This is a genomic window from Mucilaginibacter sediminis (assembly GCF_051903035.1).
GTDB lineage: Bacteria > Bacteroidota > Bacteroidia > Sphingobacteriales > Sphingobacteriaceae > Mucilaginibacter.
Genome location: NZ_CP170602.1, coordinates 5,936,422 through 5,955,902, shown reverse-complemented (window position 1 = coordinate 5,955,902; position 19,481 = coordinate 5,936,422). Strand labels below are relative to the sequence as shown.

Here is a 19,481-nt window from a genome sequence, read left to right as displayed (position 1 = left end):
CTGTTTTTTTGTATTTTTAGATTAAAGTGATGGGATGTAGATAACTTAAAACGACGACCTGTCCTAAAGACATGGCGTTAAAAATACAAAATCCCGGACATAAACTAACATCCGGGATTTGCATATCATATCTATTATTTACACACATCAATATTTTTTTAACCGCCACCACCCCGCGGCCCCATTACGGCGCGGTTAGGGTTTTCCTTGAAATTGGGTGCACGCTGAAATAGCCTAACGCGCCGCCGGTAACGTTGCTAAGCGGGTTGGCCGGGGCGGCGTTATTGCCGTCGCCGGTGGCGCCTGCGGTAAGGCTAAAAAAGTATTTGTACACGGCCGGGTCGATGCTTTGCATCTCGATGGTAACCTGGTTGCCCGGGCGGATGTCGCGGGCCGGATCGTCATTATTGTTGTCGAAATTAAGGCGGGTGTTTACTTCCTGGCCGTTGGTAAATTCATCGTTATCCAACAGTACCGATTCTTCTTCGCGATTGTTTACATATTGCACAAAACGGTAGTAGTTTTTGGTAGCCACAGGATCATGGTATTTCACGGTTACATATTTACGTATGGAGCCATCCTTATTGTTACCAAAATCGCTTTTTACCAGGTAAATACTATCCAGTGGTACCAATGCGGGCATGGCGCAGGTTGATGCGAATGTTTTGCCGGCAACAAGCACATTCAGTTTGTAAATATGGCCATAGGCCCCTTTCAGGGTGCTGTTTTTATAAATGCCGCCACCCGATGCGGTAAGCGGATAAACGGTATTATCGTCGGTTATGGTTACCTGTGCGCCATCAATACCTACTATATCGTTGTTATCGGTAAAGTTTTTGGTTTGGCTTAGCGTTACCTTGCATCCGCCGGTTTCGTTGGTAAGTACACCTTCAACAACATATTGGGGCGTGGTATCTTTCAGTGTCAGGTTAATGGCCTTTTCGCACGAGCATAGCGCTATAGCAAACAGGGCGGGTATGATATATTTTATAGTGGTGTGCATACGGTTAAAATTTAAAGTTATAGGTGATGGAAGGCACAAAGGTGAACAGGGTGGTCCTCACAGCTTCGGTGCGGCTGGCATCGTCTTTATTATTGCGGAAATAAATGCGGTAAGCGTTGTGGTTGCCCAGTGCATTGTACAGGCTAAAAGTTAAATCCGACTCAAATTTGCCGCTCTTTTTTAGCTGGCGGGTGGCGCCAAGGTCAAGCCTGTTATAGGCAGGCATCCTGTCGGCATTACGGCTGGTGTAGTAATAGTAATTGGCCCCATCTACCTGGTACTTGCCATTAGGGAAAGTTACCGCATCACCGGTGTAGTATATGAAATTGGCCGATAGGGTCCACTTTTCGGTGGCTTTATACATGGCTACAATGGCCAGGTCGTGCGTACGGTCTTGCCGGGCATTGTACCATTGGTTGTTGTTAATGCCATCTATCTGCCGTTCGGTTTTGGCCAGGGTATAGCTTACCCAGCCGGTTAAGCGGCCGGTTTTCTTTTTAAGCAGCACCTCGGCGCCATAAGCACGGCCTTTGCCGTAAAGCAGCTGGGTTTCAATAGGCTGGTTGGTAAAAATATTGGCGCCGTTACGGTAATCAACCTGGTTTTGCATTTTTTTATAATAAGTTTCAAAGGTGAACTCATATTTATGGTCGCCGAAATCGCGGTAATAGCCTACCGAAAACTGGTCGGCCAGTTCGGGTTTAATAACGTTGGTGCTGGCCACCCATTTATCTGTTGGCGAACCAGAGTTGGAGTTGGAGATAAGGTGCAAATTTTGCGCGTTACGTGCATACGAAGCCTTTACCGAACTATAATCATTGAGCGAATAGGCTGCAGCGATGCGTGGCTCGGGGTTAACATAGGTTTTAACCGCCTGTCCCGATGAATAGTGTTTTGTGCCGGTGATGTTTCCATCGGCATCAAAGGTATAATAATCGCCCTGTCCCAGGATGGTAAAGGCCGACAGGCGTACGCCATAAGTAAGACTAAAACGATCAGATGCTTTCCAGGTATTGGTAGCATACAGCGAATTTTCAAGCGCGTACCTGTTTTGCAGGCTCTGCGATATTATACCCGAGTTGCCGGTGGATGAAATTTCGCCGGGCTTAATGGTATGGTAAATGGCATTAAAACCAAAGCTGATGGTATTTTTATCGCCGGCATAGTATTGCAGGTCTTCCTTCAGGTTAAGGTCTTTTATCTGCGAGAAAATCTGGAACTGGTTTACATCCTCTTTAATATTGATCTTATAATCATAGTCGCTGTAAATAACCGAGGTGTTTGAAAATAGCTGGCTGTTAAAAATGTGGTTCCAACGGAGGGTGCCGGTGGTGTTGCCCCAGTTAATGCCTGCTATATCGCTGGCCTTCAATACATCTTTACCAAAGTACCCGGATAAGAAAATCCTGTCCCTATCGCCCAAAATATAATTGGCCTTGGCGTTGATATCATAAAAATACAGCTGACTTTTTTTGGCGATGGAATCTTTAGAGAAAGCCAGGAAAGCATCCGCATAAGTACGGCGGGCCGAGATCAAAAACGATGATTTATTTTTTTGGATAGGGCCTTCTACATTAATGCGGGCGGCTATCAACCCAACACCGCCGCTTACGCCAAACTTTTGGTTGTTGCCCTCGTTCATTTTAATATCCAGCACGGATGATAGCCTGCCGCCGTATTGGGCAGGCATATCACCTTTATAAATGCTGATGTTTTTGATGGCATCGGAGTTAAAGGTGGAGAAAAACCCCAGCAAATGCGATGCGTTGTAAACAGGCGCTTCATCCAGCAGTATCAGGTTTTGATCAGATGCGCCGCCACGCACGTAAAAGCCGCCGCTGCCTTCGCCAGCCGATTTGATGCCAGGCAACAGCTGTATGGTTTTAATGATATCGCGCTCGCCCAGCAACACAGGGATGTTTTTGGTTTCCTGTACGCTTAAATGTTCAACCCCCATTTGCGGGCTGGCCAAATCGCGGGTGCCAGGTGCCTTGGCGCTGATGGTAACCTCCTGCAGGGCTTGTTCGTTATCATCCATGCTGATGTTAAGCTGCTGGTTGGCTGTCAGGTTCACCTGCACAAAAGTGCTTTTTTGGCCAACAGCGCTGATAGCCAGCTGATGGCTGCCGGCCGGCAGGGTAATGGAGTAAAAGCCGTACTCGTTGCTCGAGGTGCCCTGGCTGCCGTCGGGAACCCTGATGGTGGCGCCAATAATGGTTTCGCCGCTTTGTTTTGATTTAACGGTACCGCTTAGGGTGAATTTGCCGCCTGCCACGGCGGCCGGCAACTTTTTTATTTTTGCCGCATCATATTTAATCATGATGTCCTGGTCCAACACCGAAAAGCTGAAGGGGGCCGATGCAAAAGCTTGCTTTAACACATCGCCTAAAGGCTGTTTTTTGGCGTCAATACTAATTTTCACCAAGCTTTGGGCAACGGTTTGGTTATAGGTAAACCTAACACCGCAGGCAGCGGTTATTTTATCTAAGGCCTGTTTAACAGGTTCATTATTTAGGCTGATGGTTACGGTTTTATCAAGCGGGCTTTGCGCGTAAACCTGTTGGCTTGCTATCAATAAAACGATGGCGCAAAGTAACGTTCGGAACAGGATAGGTATTTGCAGTACAGCGCAAATCAACATGGATAACCATGTGGGTTTGGTTTTATTCATTTTGTGTAGATTTTTTAAATGTGGGTAAGCCTGTTAAAAACTTTTCCCTGGTTTGAGTTGATTTTCATGCCCGGTAATCAGCCGGATCAAAAGGTTAATGTTTAGCAATAATTTCCCGGATGTAATACTGGTTGCCCACTTTTTGCCAACGGATGTTGTCCATTACGGTACAAAGCACATCAAGCTCGGTACCGATGAGGCGTGCGGTGTTTAAGTGCCCATAGTATAAACTATTGGCAATACGCGGGTCAACATTTATCTGTACACCATACTGCCTGCCAAGTTCATCAGCAACGGTTTGCATTGATGCGCCTTCAAAATCGTAATTGCCATTACGCTGGCCAAGAAATTTTTCGGCGTCGGGATAGTTTTCTTTCACCAGCAAGCCATCAGTTTTGTTGAATACCGCCCTTTGCCTGGCTGTCATGATTTGCCGCTGATTTTTGCCGCTTGCCGATGTGAGCACGCCCACCTTGCCGCTTACCACGGTAACTTCGGCCGTTTTTGCATCCTTATACGCCGTTACGTTAAAGCTGGTACCCAGCACCACGGTTTTGATGGCCCCCGATTGAATAACAAACGGATGCGCTGCATCGTGCTTTACATCAAAAAATGCTTCGCCATCCAGTTTTACCAAACGCTGCGCACCCCTGAAATTATCCGGGTAGCTAATGTGGGTAGACGGGCTTAGCCACACCAGGGTACCATCGGGCAAACTGATTTGCCTGTGCTCGCCTGCTTTGCTCGTTAAATCCACCTGTTTTACCGGATCGACAATATCCAGGATGGCGTTTTTGTAAAAGGCCGCAAAGGCAACCAATAACACTATAGCCGCTGCAGCAGCTACGTTACGCCATAAGGAAATTACCTTACGTTTTGGTTGCGCAGGCGCTTCCATTTGCGATGCAATACGATTAAAAATACTATCCTTAAGTTCATTGGTGCCGGAGTGCCTGCTGCCAGTGAGCAGTACTTCTTCATCATTAAACCGCTGGTACCATTGCTCAAACCAGGCCATTTCTTCGGGAGTAATGGTTCCGTTTTCAAGTTTATGGGCAAGCTCTTTAATATCGTAGGCGTTGTTTTCCATCGTAAAATATATCTACCTTTTGTACATATAGTCAACGGCGGGGCCGGATACCCTTAGTGAGAAATGAAATTTATTTTGAGGGAGGGCAACGTCATTAAGTTAAGGAAAAAGAAAAAACAATATCGAACATTGAATTTCGAATGTCCAACACCGAAGTTTTTCCTTCATTATTCGAAATTGGACATTCGCTGTTCGATATTAAATCGAACTTAAATCCTTAACTCAATAACATTGGGGGGCCTAATGCGGAAAGATACCTAATGGCGTTAAAACAACATCAAAGGTCATTGGCTTTAATCGATGCTTCTACTTCTACCAAGGCTTCTTTTGCATTTTGCAGCTTAATTTTACCTTTCTGGTGTAATTTGATTTGTTCAAACGACGCTTTCAGGCTGTTGTAAACACGCAGTTCAATTTTACTTAAAGAAGGTTTAGTCGGGTTGATTTCGGCTCTTTGTTCAAATTCTTTGTTACTGATATCTACAGATGGCTTCCTCATGTCCCGAATGTATTAGTGGTTTATCTAAGGTACTAATTTACTCTACAAAAACCGGTCTGCATTAAGCAATATGAAAGCCAATACGGGTGCCGTTACGCCCAGCGTTTCCCTTAATTCGCGCAGGGCTTTGCTCATGTGTGCTTCTACTGTTTTTTGCGATATGTTCAGTTCGGCGGCAATTTCGGCGTAGGTTTTATTTTCGTCGCGGCTGAGCAGGAAAACAATACGGCATTTTTCGGGGAGCTGGCTGACGGTTTTCTCTAATAGTTGCCGCAATTCTTTTTCATGCAGCCAGTCGGCAGTGCTGTCGGCAACAACCGGCGATGTGATGGTAAGCTCATCATGCTGCAATTGCCGGCGGTGCTGTTTGGCCAGGTGGTTAATCACTTTATATTTTACGGCAACAGCAAGGTAAGTAGCCACTGTGTGGGTTAACTGTAGTGTAGCCCGCCGCTGCCAGATGCTTAAAAACACTTCCTGTACTACTTCTTCGGCCTCATGTTCGTCTTCAAGGCGGTGCAGCGCAACAGCATAGGTTTTATCCCAGTAACGGTTGTACAGTTCGGTAAATGCACTGCGGTCATCCGTCCTGATCAAATCCAGGAGCTGCTGATCGGTATAGGGCTTGGTCAGGGTCAAAATGGGCATGTTTTACTCATAGGATGCCCCAATTTGTTATTGGGTGATGTATCGATAGGACAAAGGTAAATGGCTAAAGTTACACTAAACGCAAATAATGGTAATTTTATATGCGTTACCGCAAAGAAATGTTGGGACCCTGCGTTTGATGGAGCGGCTTCACCAAAACAGCTCTATTTACAAAGTGTAACCGCCGGTATCCAAAAAAACTTTTGGGGCAGATAATTTTCAATTATCATTTCAATCCCAAACAAAACATATAATTCCTAACTTTAGGTTATATGCTGCCTTTACTCCTCTCCGAACAAATACGCCAGGCCGATGCTTTTACCATCGCCAATGAGCCGATAGCTTCTATAGATTTGATGGAACGGGCTTCGAAAGCGTTTGTAGGATGGTTTATCAACCATTTTCCGGATAAAAATGTAGGTATATCCTTTTATTGCGGCACCGGTAATAACGGCGGCGACGGACTGGCCATAGCCCGACTGCTTAAAGATCATCAATATAAAAGACTAAGCGTTAAAATAGCTTACTTCAGCGAACGGCAGACCGACGACTTTAAGGCCAACCTGCAAAGGTTAAAGCAAACCGGTGTTACTATTATTAACATAAACAAAAGCGCAGAGCTGCCACCAGACGACGGCATTATATTAATTGATGCCTTGCTTGGCACCGGGCTAAACAAACCGCTTAGCGGCGACTATGAACGCCTGGTAAACTACATCAATAACCTTGACAGAACAATAGTTGCCGTAGATGTGCCAACCGGCTTTTTTTCGGAACGCGAGATATTACCGAACGCCGCAGCTATAAAAGCCGACCTGGTGATTACTTTTCAACAGCCTAAAATCAGTTTCCTGCTGCCCGAATCGGCACCTTACATCAATTGCTGGGAAGCCGTAAATATTGGCATTAATGAAAGTTTTGTGCAATGGCTAAACTCCGCATACCAGTTTATTGAAGAGAAAGACATTCGCAAAATACTGAAACCCCGCCGCCCTTTTAGTAACAAAGGCACTTACGGGCACGCGCTGATTATAGCCGGGCAGGAAAAAACCATGGGAGCGGCCTTGCTTAGCGCATCGGCCGCGGCACATGCGGGCGCTGGTTTAACAACGGCCTGCGTACCCGCAAGCGGTCTGACTGCTTTAAATAGCTATCTGCCCGAAATTATGGTGATTGTACGTAATGAAAATGAATTGCCGGAGATTGAATGGGAGAAATTTAACGCCGCAGCCATTGGGCCTGGTTTGGGCAAGCACGATGATGCCGCAAAACTGTTAGCGGCCCTCATAAAAAACTATAAAAAACCATTGGTTATTGATGCCGACGCCCTTAATTTATTAGCCCAGGATAAAGAATTGCTAAAAAAATTGCCCGCAGGTAGCATTTTAACGCCCCACATGAAGGAGTTTGACCGCCTGTTTGGCCCGCATACAAGTTGGTGGAAAAGGCTTGAAACCGGACTGGAAGAAGCCCGGCAGCTAAATATTTATATTGTATTAAAGAATGACTATACTATAACTATAACACCCGGGGGCAAATGTTATTTTAACCCCACAGGCAACGCTGCTATGGCATCAGGAGGCATGGGCGACGTACTTACCGGGGTAATTACAGCTATGCTGGCTCAAAAATACACACCTTTAGAAGCCTGTTTGGCAGGAATTTATATACATGGAAAGGCCGGGGACGAACTTGCTTTACCAAGCCGGCTTAATGTAGTGTTGCCAGGCAAAATCATTTCTCAATTGCCGGTTACCATGGCAAAGTTGATGGCATAAAAAAAGGATGCAAGTATCATACATCCTTTTTTATTAACTATTAACTGATCTTATAAAGAACTAAATACTCATGTTTATGAGTTAGATCTATCACTTTCATTTTCGTTACTTCACAGGCTCTGTTTAATCTAACTGGTTATAAGACGTCGGTGACATCCTAATAGTTACAAAAAAACGAATAAATGGTTTGGCTTATTGTTAAATAAGTATTAAATATTTTGCAAACCGGGTATTAGCTTAACAAATACGCCTCAAATTACCTCAAAATGACAATTATTGGATATAAAAAGCCAGCAACATCCCGTGTTAGCTGCTTTAAATTATAATTATTAGGGAAGGACTGCGTGTTTTTTTTAAAATTTGCCAATAACCATCATCTGGTCCATAGTTGGGTTAACACTGCCGCCACGCGGTTCAAGTGTTACCGCAAATGCATCTGCCGAGGCCAGCGACTTCATCTCTTTAATATTGGTTAGGGTATCAGCACCCGAATCAAAAACGCCCAGGTCAACCGGCTTACCGCCTACCAGGGCCCAAAGCTGGTATTGATGTGCTTTATCATTCACTGGCATTTTCATATTGGCCAGGTCGATAACAACTTTTTTATGTACCGGGCTAAACGCAACAGTTAATACCGACTCCGGCGTTTTGGCTGTGCCCTTTAATCTTAGCAGTTTGTAGGTGGTATCGCGGTAAACCGTCAATTCTCCATCCATTAGCTTAACCTGGTTGGCAAAATGCTGTTTGTCGGCCTGTAGTGCAACCAGTTGCTCATTTGAGGCCTGCAGCTTGCTGTAAACATTTACCAATGCAATGGTACTTGCTACCAACAGCGCCAGGCTGGCCGCGAAAGCATATTTGTAAAAACCACTTTCCTTTTTTTGAACAGGCAGGGTTACAATATTATCTTCATTATCTTCATCCTCATCATCGGTCTCATTGTCCTTTTGCGGATGTGCTTTACTGAAATTCCTGTCATCGCCTAAGTTGGTGAGCAGGCTGCCTAAAACCCGGCTGCGTAAATTTTCTGATGGTTCAACAGCGTTTTCCTTTGCATATAATTCCATCGAGCGCTCAATTCCATCCAGCTCGGCTTTTATCTCCGGATGTTTTGAAGCCATCTCTTCCACCTGGCGCTTCTCGTCGGGGGTTACATCCCCCAAAACGTAAAGTTCCAGTATCCCTGTCTCTATATATGCTTTTAAATCTTCCACTTTCAATTAAAATGTTTTCTGAGTTCCTGTATACCCATTCTCAGCCTTGTTTTAATAGTACCCAGCGGAATACCCAGCTCTTCGGCTGCCTCCACGTGTGTGTACCCTTTAAAATAAACCAAGTCGATAATTGATTTCTGTTCAGGCTTCAAAGTCTGAACTAAATCTTTAACCCCCATTAACTCAGGCTTGTAAGCAGTGCTCCTTTGTTCGTCAATAAAAGTTACGTTATTTTCAATCTCCTGGTTTTTGTTTTGGTTTTTAAAATCTTTTGATCTGATTTTGTCAATTGCCAGGTTACGGGCAATGTTAACCATCCAGGTAAATAAACGACCTTTTTCGGCGCTGTAACTGGAAAAGGAATGCCAGATTTTCACGAAAGTTTCCTGCAAAATATCTTCAGCTACGGCGGTATCAACAACAATGCGGGATATTACACCATATAACGACGATGAGTACATGTCATAAAGCGCCTCGACAGCAATTTTTTCATGCTTCCTCAATGCAAGCACCAACTCATCTTCCGAAAGCGATATTTTATGTTTCTTACTCAACGAGGTGAATATATAAAGGAATTGTTATAATTCAAATAAGTGTTTTTCGGCATGGTAAGATGATCTTACCAGCGGGCCGCTTTCTACATATTTAAAACCTTTTTCCAGGCCAATTTGTTTTAACCGGGCAAACTGATCCGGATGAACCCAATCCAAAACAGGGTGGTGGTTACGGGTTGGCTGCAGGTACTGCCCCAGGGTTAATATGTGCACACCTGCCATCAACAAATCATCCATCGCCTCCAGCAAATCGTCCTCAGTTTCGCCCAGGCCAAGCATTATGCCCGATTTGGTACGCAAACCGGCGGCTGATACATGTTTCAATGCTTCCAAACTACGGTCGTATTTAGCCTGGATACGCACTTCCTTAGTCAGGCGCCTTACAGTTTCCAGGTTGTGGGATACTACCTCGGGGCGGGTTTCCAGTACGCGGGCAAGGTTATCCCAGTTACCACGAAAATCGGGCAGTAAGGTTTCCAAAGTAGTTTCAGGGCTTTCGCGGCGGATGGCATTGATAGTTTCGGCCCAGATGATGGAGCCACCATCTTTAAGGTCGTCCCTATCTACAGAGGTTATAACGCAATGTTTTACCTGCATTAATTTAACCGAAGTAGCTACGCGGTTTGGCTCATCAACATCAACAGCCAGCGGCCTGCCGGTTGCTACGGCACAAAATGAACATGAGCGGGTACAAATATTGCCAAGTATCATAAAGGTGGCCGTACCGGCACCCCAGCACTCGCCCATGTTAGGGCAGTTACCACTTTCGCAAATAGTATGTAGTTTGTGCTCGTCAACAAGGCCGCGCACGTGAGCGTATTCTTTTCCGATGGGGAGCTTCACCCTAAGCCAATCTGGCTTACGTTGGATCTGGCTCGCTGCAGGAACTACCGGCAATTCAATCATGGTGCAAATGTAGTTAAAAACCACTTAACCAATCATAAGGTTGCGTGCAGGTTGTAAGAATTATTACAGAATACTGATGTGCAAATAAGTTATGCCGAGTGGCCGTGCTATTACGCTTATTTCCCGGGGGGGGATTGGTTGAAATGTACTGCCAATTAATTGGGAGAAGTAAGGCTTTTCGTACCAGCGTTTAAAACCGGCACGAAAAAGCTTACATATATCAAGTTATTCGTTAATTGCTTTTACGCCGGGCAGTTCTTTACCTTCCATATATTCAAGCAGTGCGCCACCACCTGTAGATACGTAGCTCACCTCGTCGGTAAGGTTAAATTTAGCAACTGCCGCTGCAGAATCGCCACCTCCTATTAAGGAAAATGCGCCATTTTCGGTTGCTTTAACTACGGCTTCGGCAATAGCCTTGGTACCTACCAAAAATGTTTCCATTTCAAAAACCCCCATCGGGCCGTTCCATAAAATGGTTTTTGATTCTTCAACTACCTTGCTAAATATTTTTACGGTTTCGGGGCCTATATCCAATCCCATCCAGTTATCCGGAATTTCGCCGGTTTTGGCCACCCCTGTTTTAGCTTCGTTTGAAAAAGCATCGGCAATAACGTTATCTACCGGTAAGTAAAGGTTTACACCTTTATCTTTAGCTTTTTGCCTCAGGCTTATTGCAAGGTCAAGTTTATCAGCTTCTACCAATGATGTACCAATATTGCCGCCATCTGCCTTGGCAAAAGTATAAGCCATACCGCCGCCAATAATCAGGTTATCTACTTTATCCAACAATTTTTCTATCAATTGAATCTTATCAGAAACCTTAGATCCGCCCATGATAGCCGTAAAAGGTTTGGTAGCGCCGTTCAGTATTTTTTCGGCGTTAGCCAATTCGCCGGCCATCAGATAACCGAAATATTTGGCATCAGGAAAAAACTGCGCGATGATTGATGTTGAGGCATGCGCGCGGTGAGCGGTACCAAAAGCATCGTTCACATATATATCGCCTAATTTTGAAAGCTTTTCGGCAAAAGCAACGTCGCCTTTTTCTTCTTCTTTATAAAAACGAAGATTTTCCAATAAAAGCACCTCGCCGTTACCTAAGTTTTTTGACTTTTCAACCGCTTCTTCGCCAATGCAGTCGTTAGCAAACTGCACTTGCTGGCCCAACAAATCTGAAAGATGAGTAACTACGTGTATCAAAGAATCTTTTTCATTAGGGCCATCTTTTGGCCTGCCCAGGTGCGACATCAGGATAACCCTGCCGCCATCTTTCAAAATCTTTTTTATAGTAGGCAACGCAGCCGTCATCCGGTTATCGTCGGTAATGGTGTAATCTTTATCCAAAGGCACGTTAAAATCAACCCTGATAAGGGCTTTTTTGCCTGCAAAACTAATTTGATCTACGGTTTTCATATAAAATATGGGTCGTTTAATGGTAAGGCGCGCAAATTCAGCATTTTATTCTTAATTCTTAACTAAAAAAGTAAAAAGCTGTTCTAATTTGCCCAATATTTCATATTAACTTAACATACATCACAAAATGCGGCCCTATTCCCGGTACTTCAAACTCGGCCGAAACAACCTCAAAACCAGCGTTGAGATAAAATGGAACAGCTTTTTTGCGGGCATTGCACCAAACATAATTTACCTTTTGGCCGCGCAGATAGGTAAGCGCAAAATTCACCAGCCGGTTGCCCAGCCCCTGCCCTCTATATTGGGGGATAGTAGCCATTCCGCGTAACTGGTAGCCAGTGCCCCTAAATTCGCCATAGTTTTGTGGGTGAAAAGATGCGATGCAAGCCAATTCATCATTTTTGTAGTACCCTAAATGAAAAGCCCCTGCTATTACATCTGTCGGGAAACGGCATTCATCAGGGGTAAGCCGCCCCTCGCGCAATACTTCGTTCCTAATGGGTAGTAACGCTTCAACCTCAATAAATTTTATCATGCTTAAAACTAATATTAAAAGTGCAAACCTGTGTTTTGTAAAGCGTTAAGCTAATAAAACACAACCGCAGGTGGCATATCAAGGCACTTTAGATGTTATTTTTTAAAATGGGCTATTTTTTCAACCAGGTCGGCAAGGCGGCTGCTGTAACCCATTTCATTATCGTACCAGCCAACAACCTTTACCAGCCCGCCAACTATTGATGTAAGCTGGGCATCAAAAATACAGCTGTGCGGGTTATCTAAAATATCAGTGGATACTATTGGATCTTCTGTATATTCCAGTACGTTTTTCATATCCCCGTAAGCCGCCTGTTTAAATGCCAGGTTAATTTCGCTTATAGTTGGCTGCTTTTTTAAACTGCAGGTAAAATCGGTTAACGAACCATTGAGCACCGGCACCCTGATACCCGCGCCCCCTAAACGACCGGTTAAATGCGGAAATATGGCAGTTATAGCTTTGGCAGCACCTGTAGTAGTTGGAATAATGGAGGCCGATGCCGCACGGGCCCGCCTCAAATCTTTATGCGGCGAATCATGTAAATTCTGATCGCCGGTCATCGAATGTACTGTAGTAATATAACCATCAATAATACCCCAGTTTTCATCAAGAATTTTTACCATTACTGCTACATTGTTGGTGGTGCACGAGGCATTTGACAATATGGGCGATGATAAGTCAACCTGCCCGTCATTAACAGCCAGCACCACTGTTGGCACACTTTTATCTGTTGCCGGTGCCGAGATGATTACTTGCTTTGCACCGGCGGCTAAATGCAATTGCGCACCTTCCCTTGACGTAAATTTACCGGTCGATTCGATCACGAGGTCTATATCCAAGTTTTGCCATGGCAATGCCAAAGGATTGCTTTCGGCCAAAACCTTTATTGCTTTACCATCAATATAAAGATTACCGGCATCAAAACTTACCTTGCCTTTATAACCGCGATGAACCGAATCATATTTAAATAAGTGGGCAAGGGTTTGGGTATCGGTAAGGTCATTAATAGCAATTACCTCGATACCTGGCCGGTTTAGGATATTTCGCAAAAATATGCGCCCAATACGGCCAAAACCATTTATAGCGATCTTCATCTTCTTTTGTGTTTTTTTTATGGAGAGCGCAAAGTTAATGAAGATGAACGGGTATTTACAACGACACTGATTTAGTGACGTTGTAAATACTTTAGTTGTAAATACTTTACAAAAGATGGCAAAATAAACAAATGTGATTAAGCGAAAAAATTACGGAGAGCAACTCGCTCACGTTCTTTTGAGCGCAGGCTAAATGTAATAATCCAGTTAGTTATTATCGAAATAAACAGGATGAACACGATGAGCAATGAATTACTCAAGCCATCAAACATAAACACCATCCCTATTGATAATAAATTTATTATTGATAAGCACAGGGTTGTTTGCAGGTGATTAAGTCCTAACCTCAAAATACGGTGATGAACATGGTTCCTGTCGGCCTCAAAAGGCGATTTACCGCTTACAATTCTCAAGACAAACACCCTTAAAGTATCAAATACCGGGCCTATCAATATGGCTATAGCCAATGCGGGTGCATGACTGATAGCCGGGATGTTTTTATGCTCAATTTTTGTTACCTCGATAAACTTAACAACCATCACTGCCGATATTAAGCCAATAAGCAACGCGCCTGTATCGCCCATGAATATTTTGGCAGGCGTAATATTGAATTTTAAAAACCCGATAACAGCACCCACCATTGCCAGCGAAATGGCGGCAAGCTCATATTGCCTGATATACATAAATAAAAACGCAAATGCGCCGTTTACAATAATGCCGGTAGTAGCGGCCAAACCATCTATCCCATCTATTAAATTGAAAGAATTTACGATAAGCATAATAAGCAATACAGATAATGCAGCGCTTGGCAGGTAGGGCAACAGCGTAATGCCAAATACACCATACATACTGGTAATACGGATATCGCCCAGCAATACCAATATTAACGCAACTACAAACTGGATTAAAAACTTGGTGCTTGAATTAACGCCGGAAAGATCGTCCTTTAATCCCATTGCAAAAAGTATGATGCACGAAATAAGCACATAACTGAGCGGGAGTGCTTTATCAATTATGCTAAATAACAGTGTAGTAATGGTAAAGCTTACAAAAATGGCCACACCGCCCAAACGCGGAATGCCATGGTCACCGGTTCATCGTACCTGGCAAAACCGAAGTATGGAAAGACGGGCATATCCTGGAAGAAAACCTGAAAGAGAACCACATCAGTTTCTGGATAGCCAAACATAACCGGTACAGTGATTTACTGGCCCAGGAAGAGGTGGAACGCATGCAAAAAATGCGGCAGCAAACCCTTAAGCCATCATTATCTGGCTCGCCGGACGAGCGTACCGCCTGGCTTAAGCAATTGTGGTGGCAATTGCCCCGCTATGTAAGGCCAATGCTTTATTTTACCTATCGTATGATATTCCAATTGGGTGTATTAGATGGACGTACAGGCGTAATTTTTCATTTTTTACAAGGTTTCTGGTTCAGGCTGATTGTAGATGTTAAAATTGATGAAATCCTGAGAAACGGGCAACAAGCCAGGGCAGCAACAACAGGCCATATCTCGCCAGTGAAATTTATCTTCAGGTTTCTTGCGTTGTTTTTGATGTTCTATTACTTTAACATTTTGTTTTTTGGGATAACCAATCCGGGCAAACATTACTACCCGTTTTTGGCTAATCACTTAAATTACATACGGGGCCTCCGTTGGTTATTGCTGAGTATCAGCGCCCAGGTACTTAACTGGTTTGGTTTTTCGGCTATTCATAATGGCACCGAATTGCTGGTGGCAGGCAAAGGGGCTATAGTGCTGGTATACTCCTGCCTCGGGCTTGGGCTGATGAGTTTTTTTGCGGCATTTGTTATTGCCTATCCTACAAAAACAAAGCAAAAAGTTATCTTTTTAGTCACCGGGATTTTAGCCATCCAGTTTTTAAACATTTTGCGTTTTGTGCTGTTGGCATTATTCTGGAATAAAAATTCAAGCCGGATTGTTGACCATCATACGGTATTTAATATCATTTTGTACATCATTATAATGGCAAGCCTGTATTTTTGGGTTAAACAAGGCGACAATCACTTAAACAAACATGCACAAAACCAACCTGTCAACTTATAACAACCACCCTTTTCACCCGGGTGGCAATGCGTTAAAAAGGCTATTATGGTTTTATGTGAATGCCGTTTTCTTTAAAACCAGCTTTATACCTTCAAGTGGTTTTAAAGTATTTTTATTGCGGCTATTTGGCGCCAGGATAGGCAAAAAAGTAACTATAAAGCCTTGCGTAAATATCAAATATCCCTGGTTTTTGCAAATTGGCGACCATACCTGGGTTGGCGAAAACGTTTGGATAGATAGCCTGGTAATGATTACCATTGGCGCCAACGTATGCTTATCACAAGGGGCAATACTGCTAACCGGCAGCCACAACTATAAAACAGCATCGTTTAACCTGATAACCAAAAGCGTTGTTTTGGAGGATGGGGTTTGGATAGGCGCCGGCGCTATGGTAAACCTGGGTATAACTGCCGGCAGCCACGCTATGCTTACCGCCGGCTCAATAGCCACAAAAAACATGGAATCTTACAGCATTTACCAGGGTAACCCGGCATTAAAAATCCGCGACCGCGAAATTAGCCTGTAAAAAACAACCACTATATATGATCGCACAGCAATCTCAAACGCATAAAATTATACTGATAGCATTAAGCTTGTTTGTGCTCATTTTAGGAATAATGATATTTATAGCCCCGGCAGCCATTTTTCCGGATCCGGCCTGGGGTTTACAGGTGATGCATAAAATGCAGGCAGGCGGGGCTTTTAATATTACAAACAAGCCAGACCCTGCTGATATCGGCAAAAACTACAGCGAGTTTTTATCATGGTGGTCGCCGGGGCAATATCTGGCTCCGTACTTTTTTAGATCATTGCCTGGTGTTAACGATGGGCGCGCAGCGGCCATTACTACTGCTGTATGCGGTTTGTTAGGTATAGCCGGGCTGTATGCCTTTTTTAAAAAGGTGGGCTTTACAAAGCTTTTAGCTGCCGTGAGCGTGCTGATTATAGTTATTCAGCAGGCTTTTTTTGTACCTTATATATTTTATAATGGTGGCGAGGTTTTACTTTTCGGCTTCCTGGGGTGGTTTTTGTATGGTTGTGTTAGCTTCGACAATGCCAACTGGAAGCTTACCTTATTTTTGCTGCTATCCGCCTGGATAGGGTTCTTCTGTAAGTCATCTTTTTTGTGGATGTACGGCGCCGGGTGTATCTACCTGTGGATCAGCCTTTCTAAAAATAAAACAGCAGTACTTGATTGGATTAAAAATGGCATCTGGATTGGTATTCCCGCCACGCTATCATTTGCTGTAATTTATTTTCAATATATGTCAAAAGGGGCAAACCCGGCCGGCATATCATTTGGGTTTAAATTTAGCTGGGAAGCATTAAGTTTTCCTTTAGCTTCGCCGGTATTGACGGGCTTTTCTTTAGATGATATATTAAACGGCCTCATAACGCATAGCAATACACCCATACTTAATCCGTTGTGGTCGTTAGTGGTTTTGATATTGGCCGCGGTATTAAGCGTAATTTTAGTAATACGTATTGTTAGGGTTGTTCCTGAAAAAAACTATACGCTGCTGCTTGCCGTTTTTTATTCGGTATCAATATTGTTTTTTGGGTATAGCTTTTTAAAGCAGGCCAATATCTCTTACGAGGGAAGGCATTTGCGGATCATAGGCTTGCTGATAACGCCGGGCATTGTTTACCTGGTAAGTTTAAGTAAGCAGCCTGTTAAAATTGGTTTTGGTTTGATGTGCCTGTTTATTACTGCTTTAAGTATCAGGTATTTTGCCCCAAGCTATTATCAAAATGCAACCAAAAATGCCAGGGGAACATCTGGTATAGCGCAGCTGTTTATTGATCAACAATCGTTAGACCAGATTATGGAACTCGACCGGAAAAACACCGATGCTATTTTTGTATTTATCAGCCCCGACCTGGGCCTGGAGATAAACCATAACCGCTACGTAATATTAGACCCCATTGGCCCCGATGTAAAAATTGCGTTTGATGACTATGTACATTATGGCCATGCCGGTCCCATCTTTATCATGCTCCCGGCAAGTTACATGGGACCAAAATCAAACATCATACGCAAATGTTTCCCGGGTTATAAGGGTTTTCGTATGGACATGCTGAGTGACAAATATGTACTGTATTCAGCTAAATGAGCTGAAGGCGTAAAGCTGAAAGCCTAAAGTTTTTAGTTGGGTGTACAACTTATTGGGGAAACCAGCTTTCTGATTTGGGACCTAAACTCTCTGCTTTTAAACGCTCATTTTATTAATCTCAGCCCAAAGCAAATCTTTCAATCCGGTAAGGTTTTTTTGGGCTACCGACGAGATGAAAATCGAAGGCACTCCTTCCGGCAGCTCCCTCTTCATTTCGGCCTGAAGTTCGTCATCCAGTAAATCCATTTTTGTTACGGCTAAAACGCGGGGCTTGTGCATCAGTTCGGCATTGTATTCCTGCAGCTCGTTTAGTAATATTTCATACTCTTCTTTGATGGTGCGCGGCGTATCAGCGGGTACCATAAACAATAGTACCGAGTTACGCTCGATATGCCTCAGGAACCTAAAGCCTAAACCCTTGCCCTGCGATGCACCCTCAATAATGCCCGGGATATCGGCCATTACAAATGAGCGGTTATCACGATACGATACGATGCCCAGGTTGGGTACCAGGGTTGTAAAAGCGTAATCGGCAATTTCGGGCTTGGCGGCGGATACTACCGAAAGCAGGGTAGATTTACCGGCATTAGGGAATCCTACCAAACCAACATCAGCCAGGATTTTTAGTTCCAGTATATTCCAGTCTTCTTTACCATCTTCGCCGGGTTGGGCAAAGCGGGGGGTTTGCTGGGTTGGGGTTTTAAAGTGCCAGTTGCCCAGGCCGCCACGGCCGCCAGGGGTTAAAATACGGGTCTCTCCGTCCTGGGTTATCTCGAAGATCACCTCGCCGGTTTCGGCATTTTTAACGGTTGTGCCCAGGGGTACCTCCAAAATCTCGTCTCTTCCGGTTTTGCCGCTGCGTAATGAGCTGCCGCCCGAATCACCGTCGCCGGCAATAACGTGCTTGCGGTATTTAAGGTGCAGCATGGTCCATAGCTGGGCATTACCTTTAACAATAACATGGCCGCCACGGCCGCCATCGCCACCGTCGGGGCCACCTTTTGAGGTTAATATATCACGGTGTAAATGCGCAGAGCCCGCCCCTCCGTGGCCACTGCGGCAACAGATTTTCACATAATCAACAAAATTGGAACCTTGCGACATAATTTTTCTCTTTTTTCTTGGAGACCGAAAGTCCGAAAGTCAGTAAAGTCCGAAAGTTTAAGAGTTTTGACGTTCTTAACTTTCGGACTTTACCGATTTCCTCTCTTCCCGACTTTATCCTTCCTAACTTCCGGACTTTACTGACTTCCCGTCTTCCGGACTTTAAATATTAATCTTTTAACCAGGCTTCAATAATGGCATGTATCTGGCCAAAAATCTCATCTACCGAGCCTATGCCATTAATGCTTTTAAATTTACCCTGGTTTTTATAAAAACCGGCCACAGGCGCCGTTTTATCATTGTATTCATGGATGCGTTTGCTAATCACTTCCGGGTTAGCATCATCAGGCCTGCCCGAATCTTTACCACGAAGCAATAGGCGACGCAATAATTCATCATCATCAACCTCAAGCGCTATCATGCCCGATATAGCCGACTGTTTGCTGGTTAACAGGCTATCCAGCGCTTCTGCCTGTGCAACCGTGCGGGGGAAACCATCAAAAATGAAACCCTTACCGTCTTTATTGCCATCAAGCTTGTTGCTGATCATGCCAATTACAACCGCATCTGGAACCAATTTACCATCGTCCATCAGCTTCTTGGCCTCTAACCCAAGTGTTGTTCCTTGCGCAATTTCGCCACGTAAAAGATCGCCGGTTGATAAATGGATCAATCCATATTGTTCAATAAGCTTTTGTGACTGAGTCCCTTTCCCGGCTCCGGGTGGACCAAACAATACCAGGTTTAGCATGCTCGTTATAAATTAAAAGCCTTTCGGTACAACACA

General features: G+C 44.2%; 17 protein-coding genes and 1 pseudogene. 4 read left to right on the top strand and 14 right to left on the bottom strand.

Annotated elements, in window-relative coordinates; genetic code table 11:
* Positions 1 to 184 precede the first annotated feature (184 nt).
* The 5 genes from ACFGVS_RS24640 to ACFGVS_RS24620 form a co-directional block, all read right to left on the bottom strand.
* A complete protein-coding gene (locus tag ACFGVS_RS24640) occupies positions 185 to 1,003 on the bottom strand; it encodes a DUF4249 domain-containing protein (protein WP_439695961.1) in 819 nt (272 codons plus the stop codon).
* Between the two features lie 4 nt (positions 1,004 to 1,007).
* Entirely contained in the window at positions 1,008 to 3,674 is a 2,667-nt protein-coding gene (locus tag ACFGVS_RS24635; protein WP_439695960.1) for a TonB-dependent receptor, read from the bottom strand.
* Between the two features lie 94 nt (positions 3,675 to 3,768).
* On the bottom strand, positions 3,769 to 4,764 hold the full coding sequence (locus tag ACFGVS_RS24630; protein WP_439695959.1) for a FecR family protein: 996 nt from the start codon (positions 4,762 to 4,764) through the stop codon (positions 3,769 to 3,771).
* A 277-nt stretch (positions 4,765 to 5,041) separates the two neighbouring features.
* Complete coding sequence (locus ACFGVS_RS24625; RefSeq protein WP_439695958.1) at positions 5,042 to 5,263, bottom strand: hypothetical protein; 222 nt, start codon at positions 5,261 to 5,263, stop codon at positions 5,042 to 5,044.
* A gap of 42 nt (positions 5,264 to 5,305) precedes the next feature.
* On the bottom strand, positions 5,306 to 5,911 hold the full coding sequence (locus ACFGVS_RS24620; RefSeq protein ID WP_439695957.1) for an RNA polymerase sigma factor: 606 nt from the start codon (positions 5,909 to 5,911) through the stop codon (positions 5,306 to 5,308).
* A gap of 272 nt (positions 5,912 to 6,183) precedes the next feature.
* Between ACFGVS_RS24620 and ACFGVS_RS24615 the strand changes: the two genes are divergently transcribed.
* A complete protein-coding gene (locus ACFGVS_RS24615; RefSeq protein WP_439695956.1) occupies positions 6,184 to 7,689 on the top strand; it encodes an NAD(P)H-hydrate dehydratase in 1,506 nt (501 codons plus the stop codon).
* Between the two features lie 353 nt (positions 7,690 to 8,042).
* On the opposite strand, the gene ACFGVS_RS24610 is transcribed toward ACFGVS_RS24615, so the two are convergent.
* The 7 genes from ACFGVS_RS24610 to ACFGVS_RS24580 form a co-directional block, all read right to left on the bottom strand.
* Positions 8,043 to 8,903 (bottom strand): anti-sigma factor, encoded by an 861-nt coding sequence (locus tag ACFGVS_RS24610; RefSeq protein ID WP_439695955.1) that lies wholly within the window; start codon positions 8,901 to 8,903, stop codon positions 8,043 to 8,045.
* Between the two features lie 2 nt (positions 8,904 to 8,905).
* Positions 8,906 to 9,457, bottom strand: coding sequence for an RNA polymerase sigma factor (locus ACFGVS_RS24605; protein WP_090651723.1), 552 nt, complete (start codon positions 9,455 to 9,457; stop codon positions 8,906 to 8,908).
* A gap of 24 nt (positions 9,458 to 9,481) precedes the next feature.
* Positions 9,482 to 10,363 (bottom strand): lipoyl synthase, encoded by an 882-nt coding sequence (lipA, locus tag ACFGVS_RS24600; RefSeq protein WP_439695954.1) that lies wholly within the window; start codon positions 10,361 to 10,363, stop codon positions 9,482 to 9,484.
* A 225-nt stretch (positions 10,364 to 10,588) separates the two neighbouring features.
* On the bottom strand, positions 10,589 to 11,779 hold the full coding sequence (locus ACFGVS_RS24595; protein ID WP_090651721.1) for a phosphoglycerate kinase: 1,191 nt from the start codon (positions 11,777 to 11,779) through the stop codon (positions 10,589 to 10,591).
* 100 nt (positions 11,780 to 11,879) lie between these two features.
* Positions 11,880 to 12,314, bottom strand: coding sequence for a GNAT family N-acetyltransferase (locus tag ACFGVS_RS24590; RefSeq protein WP_274209858.1), 435 nt, complete (start codon positions 12,312 to 12,314; stop codon positions 11,880 to 11,882).
* Between the two features lie 95 nt (positions 12,315 to 12,409).
* Complete coding sequence (gene gap / locus ACFGVS_RS24585; RefSeq protein WP_439695953.1) at positions 12,410 to 13,408, bottom strand: type I glyceraldehyde-3-phosphate dehydrogenase; 999 nt, start codon at positions 13,406 to 13,408, stop codon at positions 12,410 to 12,412.
* Positions 13,409 to 13,545: 137 nt separating this feature from the next.
* On the bottom strand, positions 13,546 to 14,469 hold the full coding sequence (locus ACFGVS_RS24580; protein WP_439695952.1) for an MraY family glycosyltransferase: 924 nt from the start codon (positions 14,467 to 14,469) through the stop codon (positions 13,546 to 13,548).
* Between the two features lie 26 nt (positions 14,470 to 14,495).
* Here ACFGVS_RS24580 and xrtY point away from each other — a divergent pair.
* From xrtY to ACFGVS_RS24565, 3 genes and pseudogenes are all read left to right on the top strand, one after another.
* Positions 14,496 to 15,476, top strand: a pseudogene (gene xrtY, locus ACFGVS_RS24575) (exosortase Y); the annotation flags it as partial.
* Positions 15,448 to 16,002: a putative colanic acid biosynthesis acetyltransferase gene (locus ACFGVS_RS24570; protein WP_439695951.1), complete on the top strand. Its 555-nt coding sequence runs from the start codon at positions 15,448 to 15,450 to the stop codon at positions 16,000 to 16,002. The pseudogene xrtY and the gene ACFGVS_RS24570, both read left to right, overlap by 29 nt.
* A 16-nt stretch (positions 16,003 to 16,018) precedes the next feature.
* Positions 16,019 to 17,590: a hypothetical protein gene (locus tag ACFGVS_RS24565; protein ID WP_439695950.1), complete on the top strand. Its 1,572-nt coding sequence runs from the start codon at positions 16,019 to 16,021 to the stop codon at positions 17,588 to 17,590.
* Between the two features lie 96 nt (positions 17,591 to 17,686).
* Here the strand turns inward: ACFGVS_RS24565 and obgE are convergent, their stop codons facing one another.
* Together obgE and ACFGVS_RS24555 are read right to left on the bottom strand one after the other, a co-directional pair.
* The gene (gene obgE, locus ACFGVS_RS24560; protein WP_439695949.1) at positions 17,687 to 18,694 is read right to left on the bottom strand and encodes a GTPase ObgE; all 1,008 of its coding nucleotides are present in this window, start codon (positions 18,692 to 18,694) and stop codon (positions 17,687 to 17,689) included.
* Between the two features lie 169 nt (positions 18,695 to 18,863).
* Positions 18,864 to 19,445, bottom strand: coding sequence for an adenylate kinase (locus tag ACFGVS_RS24555; protein WP_439695948.1), 582 nt, complete (start codon positions 19,443 to 19,445; stop codon positions 18,864 to 18,866).
* Positions 19,446 to 19,481: the final 36 nt, after the last annotated feature.

Bases quoted from the DNA above. Each gene is read 5' to 3' on its own strand.
- ACFGVS_RS24640 (WP_439695961.1), bottom strand. From the start codon at position 1,003: ATGCACACCACTATAAAATATATCATACCCGCCCTGTTTGCTATAGCG.
- ACFGVS_RS24635 (WP_439695960.1), bottom strand. From the start codon at position 3,674: ATGAATAAAACCAAACCCACATGGTTATCCATGTTGATTTGCGCTGTA.
- ACFGVS_RS24630 (WP_439695959.1), bottom strand. From the start codon at position 4,764: ATGGAAAACAACGCCTACGATATTAAAGAGCTTGCCCATAAACTTGAA.
- ACFGVS_RS24625 (WP_439695958.1), bottom strand. From the start codon at position 5,263: ATGAGGAAGCCATCTGTAGATATCAGTAACAAAGAATTTGAACAAAGA.
- ACFGVS_RS24620 (WP_439695957.1), bottom strand. From the start codon at position 5,911: ATGCCCATTTTGACCCTGACCAAGCCCTATACCGATCAGCAGCTCCTG.
- ACFGVS_RS24615 (WP_439695956.1), top strand. From the start codon at position 6,184: ATGCTGCCTTTACTCCTCTCCGAACAAATACGCCAGGCCGATGCTTTT.
- lipA (WP_439695954.1), bottom strand. From the start codon at position 10,363: ATGATTGAATTGCCGGTAGTTCCTGCAGCGAGCCAGATCCAACGTAAG.
- ACFGVS_RS24595 (WP_090651721.1), bottom strand. From the start codon at position 11,779: ATGAAAACCGTAGATCAAATTAGTTTTGCAGGCAAAAAAGCCCTTATC.
- ACFGVS_RS24590 (WP_274209858.1), bottom strand. From the start codon at position 12,314: ATGATAAAATTTATTGAGGTTGAAGCGTTACTACCCATTAGGAACGAA.
- gap (WP_439695953.1), bottom strand. From the start codon at position 13,408: ATGAAGATCGCTATAAATGGTTTTGGCCGTATTGGGCGCATATTTTTG.
- ACFGVS_RS24570 (WP_439695951.1), top strand. From the start codon at position 15,448: ATGCACAAAACCAACCTGTCAACTTATAACAACCACCCTTTTCACCCG.
- ACFGVS_RS24565 (WP_439695950.1), top strand. From the start codon at position 16,019: ATGATCGCACAGCAATCTCAAACGCATAAAATTATACTGATAGCATTA.
- obgE (WP_439695949.1), bottom strand. From the start codon at position 18,694: ATGTCGCAAGGTTCCAATTTTGTTGATTATGTGAAAATCTGTTGCCGC.
- ACFGVS_RS24555 (WP_439695948.1), bottom strand. From the start codon at position 19,445: ATGCTAAACCTGGTATTGTTTGGTCCACCCGGAGCCGGGAAAGGGACT.